The sequence below is a fragment of the Peptoniphilus grossensis ph5 genome, assembly GCF_000311825.1.
GTDB lineage: Bacteria > Bacillota > Clostridia > Tissierellales > Peptoniphilaceae > Peptoniphilus_A > Peptoniphilus_A hominis.
The window spans coordinates 82,446-95,077 of record NZ_HE978570.1; the positions used below are offsets into that span (position 1 = coordinate 82,446).

At 35.5% G+C, this 12,632-nt stretch carries 14 protein-coding genes; 4 read left to right on the forward strand and 10 right to left on the reverse strand.

The features are described 5' to 3' along the window. Nucleotides 1–17 precede the first annotated feature (17 nt). Together HGPG_RS09625 and HGPG_RS10375 are read left to right on the forward strand one after the other, a co-directional pair. A complete protein-coding gene (locus HGPG_RS09625; protein ID WP_019125879.1) occupies nucleotides 18–2,912 on the forward strand; it encodes a transglycosylase domain-containing protein in 2,895 nt (964 codons plus the stop codon). Nucleotides 2,913–2,920: 8 nt separating this feature from the next. Next, nucleotides 2,921–3,097 carry a hypothetical protein gene (locus tag HGPG_RS10375; protein WP_019125880.1) on the forward strand — a complete coding sequence of 59 codons (177 nt, stop codon included), beginning with the start codon at nucleotides 2,921–2,923 and terminating at the stop codon, nucleotides 3,095–3,097. A gap of 61 nt (nucleotides 3,098–3,158) precedes the next feature. On the opposite strand, the gene HGPG_RS09630 is transcribed toward HGPG_RS10375, so the two are convergent. From HGPG_RS09630 to HGPG_RS09640, 3 genes are all read right to left on the reverse strand, one after another. Further along, nucleotides 3,159–3,671, reverse strand: coding sequence for a macro domain-containing protein (locus HGPG_RS09630; protein ID WP_019125881.1), 513 nt, complete (start codon nucleotides 3,669–3,671; stop codon nucleotides 3,159–3,161). A 138-nt stretch (nucleotides 3,672–3,809) separates the two neighbouring features. Beyond that, complete coding sequence (locus HGPG_RS09635) at nucleotides 3,810–5,315, reverse strand: Na+/H+ antiporter NhaC family protein (RefSeq protein WP_019125882.1); 1,506 nt, start codon at nucleotides 5,313–5,315, stop codon at nucleotides 3,810–3,812. A gap of 16 nt (nucleotides 5,316–5,331) precedes the next feature. Further along, on the reverse strand, nucleotides 5,332–6,054 hold the full coding sequence (locus HGPG_RS09640; RefSeq protein ID WP_019125883.1) for a beta/alpha barrel domain-containing protein: 723 nt from the start codon (nucleotides 6,052–6,054) through the stop codon (nucleotides 5,332–5,334). Between the two features lie 142 nt (nucleotides 6,055–6,196). Between HGPG_RS09640 and HGPG_RS10550 the strand changes: the two genes are divergently transcribed. Beyond that, nucleotides 6,197–6,550 carry a hypothetical protein gene (locus HGPG_RS10550; protein WP_019125884.1) on the forward strand — a complete coding sequence of 118 codons (354 nt, stop codon included), beginning with the start codon at nucleotides 6,197–6,199 and terminating at the stop codon, nucleotides 6,548–6,550. 72 nt (nucleotides 6,551–6,622) lie between these two features. Further along, a complete protein-coding gene (locus HGPG_RS10555; protein WP_019125885.1) occupies nucleotides 6,623–7,099 on the forward strand; it encodes a restriction endonuclease in 477 nt (158 codons plus the stop codon). A 23-nt stretch (nucleotides 7,100–7,122) separates the two neighbouring features. Here the strand turns inward: HGPG_RS10555 and HGPG_RS09650 are convergent, their stop codons facing one another. The 7 genes from HGPG_RS09650 to HGPG_RS09680 all read right to left on the reverse strand — a co-directional run bounded on the left by HGPG_RS09650 (nucleotide 7,123) and on the right by HGPG_RS09680 (nucleotide 12,541). Further along, on the reverse strand, nucleotides 7,123–7,365 hold the full coding sequence (locus HGPG_RS09650) for a DUF1294 domain-containing protein (RefSeq protein ID WP_019125886.1): 243 nt from the start codon (nucleotides 7,363–7,365) through the stop codon (nucleotides 7,123–7,125). Between the two features lie 71 nt (nucleotides 7,366–7,436). Beyond that, complete coding sequence (locus HGPG_RS09655) at nucleotides 7,437–7,919, reverse strand: hypothetical protein (RefSeq protein ID WP_019125887.1); 483 nt, start codon at nucleotides 7,917–7,919, stop codon at nucleotides 7,437–7,439. A gap of 140 nt (nucleotides 7,920–8,059) precedes the next feature. Continuing rightward, nucleotides 8,060–8,857 carry a putative hydro-lyase gene (locus HGPG_RS09660; RefSeq protein ID WP_019125888.1) on the reverse strand — a complete coding sequence of 266 codons (798 nt, stop codon included), beginning with the start codon at nucleotides 8,855–8,857 and terminating at the stop codon, nucleotides 8,060–8,062. Beyond that, nucleotides 8,854–9,798, reverse strand: a complete 945-nt coding sequence (locus HGPG_RS09665) for a 5-oxoprolinase subunit C family protein (protein ID WP_019125889.1) — start codon at nucleotides 9,796–9,798, stop codon at nucleotides 8,854–8,856. Before HGPG_RS09665 ends, HGPG_RS09660 begins: the two co-directional genes overlap by 4 nt. Next, nucleotides 9,791–10,537, reverse strand: a complete 747-nt coding sequence (pxpB, locus tag HGPG_RS09670; protein ID WP_019125890.1) for a 5-oxoprolinase subunit PxpB — start codon at nucleotides 10,535–10,537, stop codon at nucleotides 9,791–9,793. The genes HGPG_RS09665 and pxpB overlap by 8 nt, the downstream gene beginning before the upstream one ends. Nucleotides 10,538–10,551: 14 nt before the next feature. After that, nucleotides 10,552–11,757, reverse strand: a complete 1,206-nt coding sequence (locus tag HGPG_RS09675) for an NRAMP family divalent metal transporter (protein ID WP_019125891.1) — start codon at nucleotides 11,755–11,757, stop codon at nucleotides 10,552–10,554. A gap of 10 nt (nucleotides 11,758–11,767) precedes the next feature. Then, nucleotides 11,768–12,541 carry a LamB/YcsF family protein gene (locus tag HGPG_RS09680; RefSeq protein ID WP_019125892.1) on the reverse strand — a complete coding sequence of 258 codons (774 nt, stop codon included), beginning with the start codon at nucleotides 12,539–12,541 and terminating at the stop codon, nucleotides 11,768–11,770. Between the last annotated feature and the right edge of the window lie 91 nt (nucleotides 12,542–12,632).

Genomic DNA, 12,632 nt, shown 5'->3' on the forward strand with positions numbered 1-12,632 from the left:
TGAAAAAAGGAGTAACTATGAAAAATTTTGCACACTTTAAAAATAATTTTAAAAATTTAAATAAGGGTCAAAAAATTAAAATCGGACTTTTAATTCTGCTTTTAGTTTTTGTTTTAATTATTTCATTTTTTTCAGCACTTATTGTTTCAATTATTTCAAAAACTCCTGCCACAGACTTAAATAATTTGAGTTCTTCCTTTAATCAGAGCTCCTATATTTATTCTAAAGATGGAAATTTAATTGAAAAAATTGAATCTCTTGAGTATAGAACACTAATTGACATAGATGACATTCCCGACAATGTGAAAAATGCCTTCATAGCCATTGAAGACCACAGATTTTATAAGCACAAGGGTCTGGACCCCATTGGCATTGCATCTTCCATTGCTGCAAATATAAAGTCTCGCTCTCTTTTGCGTGGTGGATCAACTATAACTCAGCAACTGGTGCGTTCAGTTTATCTAACTAACCAAAAAACTCTTGGCAGAAAAATTCAAGAGGCTTACCTTTCTCTACGCGTGGAAGATGTCCTAGACAAAAATGAAATTTTGGAAGCCTACTTAAATAGAATCAACTTGGGACAAGGCGCCTATGGAATTGAAGCAGCTGCTCAAACTTATTTTTCTAAGGATGCAGTGGACCTTAACATTGCAGAAGCTGCCCTTCTTGCCGGCATACCAAAGTCCCCAACAAATTATTCGCCCTTTAAATCTGTTCCCCAAGAATATTTGAAGGAGGATTATAAGGTCATTGGCACTCGTGAAATTGACGGTAAGGACCTTTACATGGTTTTAAATGATGACGCCTTTAAGAGGCAAAAAACTGTCTTAATGAGAATGCACGAGCTTGGCTACATTGACGACAAGGACTATGAGCGTGCAAAAAATTATGACATAGTAAGCGCCCTAAACCCTCGCAATTTTAAAAATCACACAATGTCTACCTATTCCACTGACTACATAAAAAAAGAGGCTTCTAGGTACCTTGCTGATTTTTATAAGACATCTTTGGAAGAAGGCGAGCACAAACTTTTCACTGGTGGCTACAAGGTTTACTCCACAATTGATGAAAATATTCAAAAGGACTTAGAAGACAAGTACGAAAACTTCAAAAACTTTTTGTTAAATAGGTCATCAAGTGGCGGCAGCAGGATGTTAAACTTAAACTTTGATGAGGGCAACAACATCATCTTTGGCGACGAAATTTTATACTTCGCTCGCAACAATATTTTAGATGAAAATTTTAATTTGGTGATTCCAAAATCATCTTACAGCATCTCCTCTCATGGCGATTTGAAAATTAAGAGCCTTTACTTCAAGGACTCGGGACAAAAAATTGACATCATAGACGCCTACATTATTGACGACAATAAAATTTTAAACACCTATGAAATTGGCGGTCTAAAAATTGAAGAAGGTGCAGGAGAACTTAAAAACAATTATTTAATTATAGACGGATCCTACTTAAAGGACTATCTAGACTTTTATAGAGTCGAAAATGACAAGTTGATTATTTCAAATAAATATTTTGACTTCAACCCAAGCCCTCTTATGCAACCACAATCTGCCATAATTGTTGTCAACAATTACAGTGGCTTTGTTGAGGGAATAATTGGCGGCCTTGATGTAAGGACAAAGAATGCAAAAATTTTAAATCGTGCAACAGACTCCTACAGGCAACCTGGCTCTTCTTTAACACCTTTTTCTGTCTACCTACCTGCCCTTATGGAGGGAAAAACTCTTGGCGATGTTTATGACGATGTGCCAACAACTGTTGACGGAATGTTTTGGCCACACAATTATTATGATTCCTTTAAGGGTCTCATGACTCTTCGCCTTGCCATGGAAAATTCTTCCAATGTCATTGCGGCAGAAGTCCTAAAGGAAATAGGAAAGGACAAGGCCATAGATGTCCTTAAAAAATTTGAAATAATAAGAGAAGATGGCGACGATTATTTTATAGACCACAGGGACAACAAAAAGAAAAATGACGAAAACTTGGAGTCTCTTGCCCTTGGCAATATGCAAGTTGGCATAAGTCTTTCTCAATTATCAAAGATGTATCAGACAATTTCCAATGACGGAGTCTACAAGGAAGAAACGGCAATTTTAAAAATTGAAGACCCAAGTGGAAATATAATTATTGACAACTCCAACAAGAAGAAAAAACTTTTTGACGAAAAGACTTCTCACCTTTTAAAGGATGTATTTATTTCCAATAGCGATAGGGGCAACGCAAGGGGCGCCCACATTGGCAAGTCAGAAACTGGCGCTTACTTGGGACAAAACAAGGTCAATTCAGATTATTTTGTCAATGGTTTTAACAAGAGCCACACAATTTCCCTTTGGCTAGGAGCAGACTCACCAAAAATTTCTCTTGCATCAGACAAGTCAGCGGCAATTGACTTATTTAACACAATGTCAAAAAATTTGAGCAAGGCTGAAAATTTTGACGAAGACCCATCCTATATTGTCACGAGAAAAATTTCTTCAAAGAGCGGCAAACTTGCAACAAAGATGAGCGATTACGCTGGCGCATCTTACAGCGAAAAATATATTTCTGGCACTGAGCCAAGTGAGCAAGATGACTTATTTAAAAAATATTTAATTTGCAAGGACTCCAATAAACTTGCAACGCAGTTTTGCCCAAGTGAGTCAGTCCTATACACAGTTCGCTTCGAGAGAAAGGAAAAGTACGACGCCAAGGACCACTACGGAATTTATCCTGACGACTATATGACTCTTCCAAAGGAACACTGCGATGTTCACACTAGAGAATGGTATAATGAATTTGGCGAAGAAGAAAATAATTCACCAAAAAAAGATAAGGCTAAAAAATCATCAAAGCAAGAAAAGTCAAAAAAATCTTCAGATAAGATAAAGACAAGTAAAACAAGTAAGAAGAAAAAATAGGAGGAAATATGAAAAAATTAAAGAGCCTAATTAAACTAATAGCCTTTATAAAACTTATAAAGCCAAAAAGAAGAAGGAGAAGAATAAAACTTATGCCCCTCTTAAATCCCAAGAGGGCAGGCAAGGTTTTTTATCACGCTGGCAAAATAAGAATGAGAAACGAAATAAAGAGATTATTATACTAAAAAAAGGATCTGCTCTGCAGGTCCTTTTCTCATTTCATTCCTAAAAAATTTTCATGGAATTTTATCTTTCAATCCATTCTTTGTTTTTCTTTTTCAAAACTTTTACTACATTGTCGTTAAGGGCAGATATTGTCACATCGAGATCCTTGTCCTTTATAAAATCTCTTATGGTGTAGACTGCCACTTCTGCTGCTTCATCAAGGGGATAGCCATAGATGCCTGATGATAGGAGTGGAAAAACAATGCTCTTTAAATTATTTTCCACTGCTAAGGAAAGGGCAGACCTATAGGCTGCTTCTAAAGTTTCTCTTTCACCTTGCTTTCCATCAAAATAAATTGGTCCCACTGAATGAATTATGTATTTTGATTTTAAATTATAGCCTCTTGTAATAACAGCTTGGCCTGGTTTTATCGGTGCAAGTTTATTACATTCTTCTTCTAAGCCTTTGTCATTTGCTTCTTTAAAAATTTGTCCGCAAACTCCGCCGCCTCTTTTTAATTCAGCGTTTGCTGCATTCACTATTGCGTCAACTTCGTAATCTAAAATATTTTTCTTTTCAATTTGAAAGCTCATAATGCACCCCTTACTTTCTCCTTTAAAATATATACCACATTGCAAATTTTTTAAATAGTTAAATGCAATTTTTTGACAAAAATTATATCTTTGTAAAATTCTATAAAAAAAGACTAACTGGAAAGTTAGCCTTAAAAATTAATTTTCATTTTTTAAATATTTATTAATGGTCATTCTCTTTAGGACAAAGACAATTGCTGCAAGTATTACTATTCCAATTGGAAGTGTAAGTCCAGGCTTTCCTATTATGCCTGATATTAAGAAGGCAAGAGCTGAGGCACAGCCTACGCTAATTGCATAGGGAAGCTGACTGGACACATGGGCTATGTGGTCGCAACCTGCTCCTGCTGATGACAAAATTGTTGTATCAGAAATTGGTGAGCAGTGGTCTCCAAATACTGAGCCAGAAAAAATTGCTGCAAGGACAACTGTCAAGAAGTGCATGTGGTCTGTGTGCATTAGGATTGGCACCATTATTGGAATTAAAATCCCAAAAGTTCCCCAAGCTGTTCCTGTTGAGAAGGATAAAAAGGCTCCAACAACAAAAATTATTGCAGGTAGAAGCCACATTGGCATTGTTGAGTTAGAAATTAGTGATGCAATGTAGGATCCTGTGTTTAAAAATTCGTCACTTGTGATGCCACCAATAGTCCATGCAAGGGAAAGAATTACTATGGCAGATACCATTGTCTTCATTCCTTCTACGATTCCCTTCATAAATTCTTCGAACTTTAAGAGTTTTCTCGGAAGATAAAGAAGGGCTGAAACTACTATGGCAAAGAAGGCTCCTATGACTAGGGACAAGTTTACATTTGCATCGCCAAAGGCAGCTGCTGCTCCCACTCCATCAGAGAAAAATCCTCCAGTCTTTAGCATCATCATTACTGTGACAAAAATTAATACTACAATTGGCACTACAAGGTCATAAACTCTTCCATTCTTTGAATATTCATAGCCAACTTCTTCTTTTTCAATTATTCTTGATGTGTCATTTAATTCATACTTTTCCATTACTCCCATTTCTATATCTGTTGTACAAAAATATAAAATCATAAGTAATGTTAAAATTGGATAGACATTCATTGGTATTGTTGAAAGAAAGACGCTCATAGGATTTTTTACTCCAGTATCTCCTATTACTGCAACTACAGAAGCCGCCCAAGATGAAACTGGTGCAAGAATACATACAGGGGCTGCAGTGGAGTCAATTATGTGGGCAAGTTTTGCCCTTGATACTTTATTTTCATCAATAATTGGCTTCATAACTGCACCAACAGTTAAGCAGTTAAAGTAGTCGTCTATAAAAATTAACATTCCAAGAAAAGCTGTGGCAAGCTTCGCCATTTTTTTGCTCTTGATCTTTTTGCTTGCCCACTTTCCATAGGCAAATGACCCTCCCGCCATGTTCATTACCATTACTAGAGAGCCAAGCATAGTCAAAAAGACTAACATTAAAGCGTTGTCGCCTAGCTTAGTTCCCATTAAATCAAAAACTGTTTCCAAGGCGGCAATAATATTTCCGCCAGTGTAAATAAGTCCTCCAGATAAAATGCCAATTAATAGTGAAGTTATTACTTCTTTAGTTATTAGTGCCAAGGCAATGGCAACTATTGGAGGAACTATCGATAAAATTCCAAATTCCATTTCTTCTCCTTTGTTTTTATTTCTCCTTATCTTTCATATTATGTCTATATTTTTCCATAACTTCAGAAAAAATTTCGGAGCTTGACTGTGGCGTGTAGGTGATGGCATTTGCACCTGCTTCTATAGTCGCAAGAATATGCTCATCAGTGTGACCACCTGTTGCTATAATTGGAAACTCATCTCCAACTATCTTTCTTGTATATTTTACTAGTTCTGCAGTATTTTTGCCACCAGCAATATTAAGTATCCTTGCACCTGCCTTCACCTTGCCCTTGATGTCGTCCTCTTTTGTAATTACAGTAGCTATGACGGCAATGTCTAGGGCCTTTGAAATAATTTTTATATTAGCATTGGACATAGGGGCATTTACTACAACTCCTGCTGCTCCCATAAGCTCTGCTTGCAGTCCAATATTGACAGCCCTTAGTCCAGATGTTGTTCCCCCACCGATGCCAACAAAGACAGGAACAGATGCAACTTCCATTATAGCAGAAACAATTTTAAGTTGGGGCGTAAAAGGATAAACTGACATAATTGCCTGTGCATTGTTGTTGACAATAATGGGAATATCGTTGGTAAACATGAGAGATTTTATTCTCTTGCCCATAAAGTTTATCCCACTTGCCCTATAAGTCACTTCAGGTACAGACACTTGTCTTCTTCTAAGTTCCGTATCTATACTTGGGACAAATTTCTTTTTCTTTTCTATATTTTCAAAATTATTTTCAAAATTTTCCATAAATCCCCCATAATTTTTTATCTTAATTTTATATTTATTTAATACGATATTTATAATAATGTCAATTCTATTTTTTACTTTTATAAAAATAATTAATCTGTGTTATACTTTCTTTAGAATTGTTATAGAGAGAAGGAGAAAAATGCTTCCTAATTTAAAAAGATTTGGATTTGAATTTGAAGAGTGCGAAAATAGAGTTTCTTATTCAATTTATCACGAAAATAAACCCATCAAATTAACAGAAGAGATGACAAAAACTTTGGAGTATCTCCTTTGGTATGTTCCAAATATAAACTCCATCCAGTCACCACAAAATGAACTTACATCTTCTATTAATTTTGAAGATTTTGTCTTTGGCATATTAAAATCCTATATGAATTTAGAAAATAAAGATGTTGCCTTCTTAGATTACATTGATAGTGACATTGTAAAATTTTATGAAAATAAAATTTGTCCTCATTCGCAAAAAATAATTCTCACCAAGGGTGTCAATTAATCAAAAACTGACTCCCTCCTTCGCCACATAAGAAATTCCCTTGCTCATGGACACTTTACAATAGTCCAGGGCATGTTAATTGGCTTCGACTATAAAACTGCAGCAGAAGGCAGAGAAGTTTGCACAGGGATTTTTAAAATTTTCCCCCAAAATCTCTTGCGAGGACTTTCAAGTCTCGATAAAGAAATAACAGCAGAAAAACTTGCACAAATTTCCCTTGAAAGGACGGGCTACAGCGTTGAGAGATTTAAAAATTCAAGAGATGATTCATCCTTTGACTTCTATGTTAAAAAGGGCAAAAAGAGATATGCCCTTGAAATAAAAAAATACAATAATATTGAAGTTTTGCCAGAGTCTGAAGTAAAATCTTTGGTTAATAAATTTTCTGCTTTGTACCAAGGCATAACTCCAGTCTTATTCATTAATACTTCTTTCTTGGAGAAGGAAACTAAGGAAAAATTAAAGAGAGAAAATGTTATAATTTTAGACATAAAAAATATTTTAAAAATGTTAGACAATAGAGATATTTTAGCTGAAATTGACCATTAAAATAGGATGCACGTTTTGCATCCTTAATTTTTTATTAAATAAATTGTAAGAGCCATGCCAATGAGGTTGGCAAGGTAAAATTTTTTCTCCCGAGTCTTGTGATGAAAAATTTCCATTCCAAGAAAACCACCCATGCCTGCCACAAGAGAAAAGGTCAAGAGAGTTTTTTCGCTAATCCTCCACTTATTGTGCTTAGCCTTGTACTTGTCTATGCCATACAAAATAAAGTTTATGAGGTTTAAAATTATTATATATTTATTTTCCATGTGATCATCCTTTTACAAAATATCTAAGAATAATATATCATAAAAGACGTCCTTAAAAAAAAATTAATCAATTATTTCATCATCTCATAGTGGACAGCACCAGTTTCAAATTTTTCATTTTTTAATTTTTTATTCACTTCATTAAACGCTTCTTCACTTTTTCTTAAGTCTTCAATCTTTTTGTCATACTTAATAGTCAAAATTTCATTTGCAAAATCTTTATCAATGCCAGAAAAGTCAAGGTCTTCTCCATTGTAGTTAACTTCATCGACATCAGTTAAAACTAAAAGATTAACTCCATTTATAAAAAGTTCTTTTGTATTCTCATCTCTACTAGAATTTGGAGTCTTTTCCAGATTGATTTCAACGCTCTTGTCTTTAAGCTCAAAATCGCCCAATTTATTTTCCTTCCACTCAAGTTTATTTATTATTTTCTCCACTCCCTTTTCATCTGAAGTGTCTGTCTTCATAGAGTAGAGAGATTTATTGCCACAAGCTGATAAAAATAAAAATGTAATTAGAAAAATAATAGATATTTTAAATAATTTTTTCATAAAAAACGCTCCTCATTTATTACTTTATCTAATTATATAGCAAAATAGTTTTTTTTCAAAAAAATACACAAAAAATCTGCCAAGTTTTGATGGTACACATCATTTCCTTGACAGATTTTTAAAATTTGTATTAAAAGTTTTTAGAATACTGATACATAAGAATCTTTTTTATCTAAGATAAGCATATGACCAGGTGCGTGAGTGATCATAATTTCTGGTTTAGATGCCATAGCAACTGCTTGAGGTGTTACGCCACAAGCCCAAAATACTGGCACTTCTCCTTCTTTAATTTCACTTCTTTCACCAAAGTCAGGCTTATCAACATCCTTGATTCCTATAACAGCTGGGTCTCCAATGTGAATTGGTGCGCCGTGAGTTGCTGGGAATCTTGCTGTAACAGTTGTTGCTCTTACAATGTCCTTGTAAGGAATTGGTCTCATTGATACCACTGTGTTGCCGTGGAAGATTCCTGCTGGCTCTGTAGCAATATTTGTAATATACATTGGTACATTGTGTTCATCTTCAATATGTCTTACAGGCACATCTGCTTCTAGCATTGCCTTTTCAAAGGAGAAGGAACAGCCAATTACAAAGGTAACGAAATCATCTTGCCATACATCTTTTAAGTCCTTAACTTCTTCAACAAATTCGCCATTTTTATAAATTCTATACCTTGGCACATCAGTCCTAATGTCGGCGCCATCAGCCATAATTTTTGTAAGAGGACTTCCCTCATCTAATACTTCAAGTATTGGACATGGTTTAGGGTTTCTTTGTGCAAAAAGTAGAAAGTCGTAGGCATATTTTTTTGGAAGGATAGCGAGGTTCGCTTGCAAATATCCTTCACTCATACCTGAAGTTGGAAGATCAACTTCGCCCTTTCTTATGAGTTCTCTAACATCTCTTGGATGCATCTTTGCAAGTTCACTTAATTTCATATTATGGACTCCTTCTTTATATCATCAAACATATTTTTATAATCTACAGTTAACTTTTGCGCTTCTTCAATGGTAACCTTTTGGAAAAGAACCTTGTCCAAGAAAGTCATTTGCGCAAGCTTGTGAAGGTCTGGCGTAATTACATTGCCAATTTTTGTATAACCTCCAGTAGTTTGTCTGTCAGCTAAAAGAATAATTGGTTGACCATTTGCTGGCACTTGAATTGAGCCAAAGTTAGTTCCATCAGAAATAATGTCTGCTGTTTCCTTGTGTTCAATTTCTGTTCCCTTTAGTCTAACTCCCATTCTGTCAAAGTCTTTAGTAACTTGGTAGCCACCTGATCTAAATAAGTCGTGAATCCCCTTTTCTGTGAAATAATCATCTTGAGGTCCAAGGACAACTCTCAAAATATTGCAGTGTGAAAACTTTGGAAGATACTTTTCAGGAATCTTTCTCATAGTTTTTTCCTTTGACTTCTTAATATTTAAAGTGTCCTTAGCTTTTAAGGCTCTACCATCAATTCCACCCATTTTTGTCTTAATGTGAGTTGACTTTGAACCGTTTACTAGAGGTACATCAATGGAGCCGCCAAAGGCTATATAGCCCCTTATGCCCTCTTTAACTGCTGCAAATTGAAGAGTGTCCCCTGCTTTAACCTTTATAGTTTCATACATTGGAGCAGGCTCTCCATTAATCTTTGGACTCATATCGGAACCTGTTATTGCAATTGTTAGGTCTTCGTTAAATTTTAAAGTTGGTCCAAAGTAAGTCATTTCAAGTACAGCTTCGTCAAGTTTATTTCCTACTAAAATATTTGCAAGTTTAAAGTTGTAATCATCCATGGCACCTGATGTAGGAATACCTAATTCTTGATAGCCATATCTGCCAGAATCTTGAATTGTTGTAAGAATTCCACCATTTATTACATCGATACTACTCATGAAGATCACCTCTCTTAACTTTCTTTATGGAAACTTTGTAAGTGTCATTTTCCACTTCTTTTGCTATCCTGTCGTACTCAGCCTTATCAATGGATACATACCTGATATAGTCACCTGCTTGGATAAATACTGGCGGCTCCTTAGTGTCATCGTAAAGTTTAAGTGGAGTTCTACCAATTAGTTGCCATCCTCCAGGTGATTCTAGTGGATACATTCCAGTTTGATTTGCTGCAATTCCAACAGAACCTGGCTCAATTTTTAGTCTTGGGCTCTTTAGTCTTGGAGTAGCAATCCTTGGATCAAGTCCTCCAAGATAAGTGAAGCCTGGCATAAAGCCCATCATGTAAACTAAATAATCTGTACCAGAGTGAATTTTTATTACTTCATCAACGCTTAGATTTGCATTTTCAGCAACAAATTCGATGTCAGGACCATATTCTTTTCCATAAAGAGTTGGAATTTCAATAAGTCTAACTTCGTCACTTTGGTTAGCCTTGTCAGACTTGCTAAGTCCCTTTAGAGTTTCAACCATTTCGCCATAAGAAATTTTTACAGGGTCGTAATTAATTAAAATAGACCTGTAAGTTGGCAAAATGTCTAAAATGCCGTCAATATTTTTCTTTTTTAAATTTTCAACAACTGCGGCAATCTTTGCGTTGATTTCCTTTTCGATTGTATTGCCAAATTCCATGACAATAGCAGAATCGCCAGCTGTTAGAAATTTTATTTTATCATACATTTTTTTCTCCTAAATTATCCCAATAGTTTTCCAACGTTTCCTATTACAGTTTTTACTCCCATGAAAGCAGTAACTGCAACTACTATCCATCCTAAGATGTAAAGAAGATTAGGGTGAACATAGTCCCCAACGATTTTCTTATTCTTAGATGCAAGTAGGATTACTGCAAGAGTTATAGGAAGAATGAAACCATTTAATGTTCCAACTACTATTAATAGAGTTTGAGGTTGTCCAATAAAGATAAACATAATTGTAGACACTACTATAAAGGCAATTGTAACCATATTTTCGTGGTCAGCAACGAATTTAAATAATGTCTTTAGGAAAGATACTGAAGTGTAAGCTGCACCTACAACTGAAGTGAAGGCTGCTGCTGCAAATACAATACCAAAAATCTTATATCCAATTACGCCAGAAGCTGCTAGGAATGAAGATGCTGCAATGTTGTCAGGGTCAATTTGAGCATTTGTCATCTTTGTAACGCCTAGGATTGCTAGGAATAGTAAAATTCTTACGATTAGTGCTACACCAATGCCTAGTGATGCTGATTTTGTTACTTGAGAAAGATTTTCTTCACCAGTGATACCTGCATCAATAAGTCTGTGTCCACCTGAGAATATAATGTAACCACCAACAGTTCCACCAATTAGTGTAAGAGTTGGAGCAACAATACTATTAAATCCACCTGCAGGAGCTACAGCTGATTTTACAGCTTCGCCAACTGGTGGTTGTGTCTTAATTGCTACAAAGGCAATTAGGATGATCATCATGGCACCAAGAACTTGTGTAACTCTATCCATGATTGAAGATGCAGATTTAGATGAGAAAAGGATAATACCAATTACTCCACCAATAGCTGCACCAATTTTTACATCAACGCCAAAAATTACATTAAGTCCAAGTCCAGCACCGCCGACATTACCAATGTTAAATGCCAAGCCGCCAAGAGCAACTAAAAATGCAATTACATATCCAAGGCCAGGTAGTACATTGTTGGCAATGTCTTGACCTCTCATTTTAGAAACTGCAATAACTCTCCACACATTAAGTTGTGCTATGTATGAAAAGATTATTGAAATTAAAATTACTGCTGCAAAGTCTGCGCCAATTTTTGTAGTAAAGGTAGCAGTTTGCGTCATAAATCCAGGGCCAATGGCAGATGTTGCCATTAGAAAGGCTGCTCCTAAAAGAACAGATAAATTACTTTTATTCTTTTCCATATTTTTCTCCTTATTTTAAGAAACTAGACAAAGGTTTAATTTCAATGCCTTCTGCCTTTAGTCCTTCTCTAATATTTTTTACAAATTCAAGAGCTTCAGGGTTGTCACCGTGAACGCAAATTGAATCAGCAACAATGTCAATTTCCTTGCCATCTGCAGTTGTAACCTTGTTTTCTTTAATCATCTTTACAACTCTTGGGATAGCATCTTTAGGATCCTTAACGAAGGCACCTGGAAGTGATCTATTTACTAGAGTTCCATCTTCGTTGTATCCTCTGTCAGCAAAAACTTCTTGAGCAACTCTTAGTCCTCTTCTCTTGCCTTCTTTGGCAATGTAAGATCCACTAAGTACCATTAAGATTAAGTCTCTATCGTATTCTTCAACTGCATCTAAAACTGCGTTTGCAAGTTTTTCGTCATTACAAGCAGTGTTGTAAAATGCTCCGTGAAGTTTCATATGTTGTAATTTCTTTCCGTGAGCCTTTGCAAAAGCAGCAAGTGCTCCAACTTGATAAAGCATGTAAGCTCTAGCTTCTTCTGGTTTGACATCCATTTTTCTTCTGCCAAATCCCATTAGGTCTGGATAACCAGGGTGAGCACCAATTTCTACGCCATTATCTGCAGCTGCCTTACAAGTTGCATCCATAATTAGTGGATCGCCAGCGTGATAACCGCAAGCGCAGTTGATGCTAGTTACATACTTAACTATTTCAGCATCCATGCCCATTTTATAAGCGCCAAAGGATTCACCAATGTCGCTGTTTAAATCTACAAAATATTGCATAATTTTCCCCCTTTTTCTAAATAAACAATTGCAATAACTTAACTTTATTATAATAAAAATTCCTATAATATGCAAACATTGTCAAAGGGAT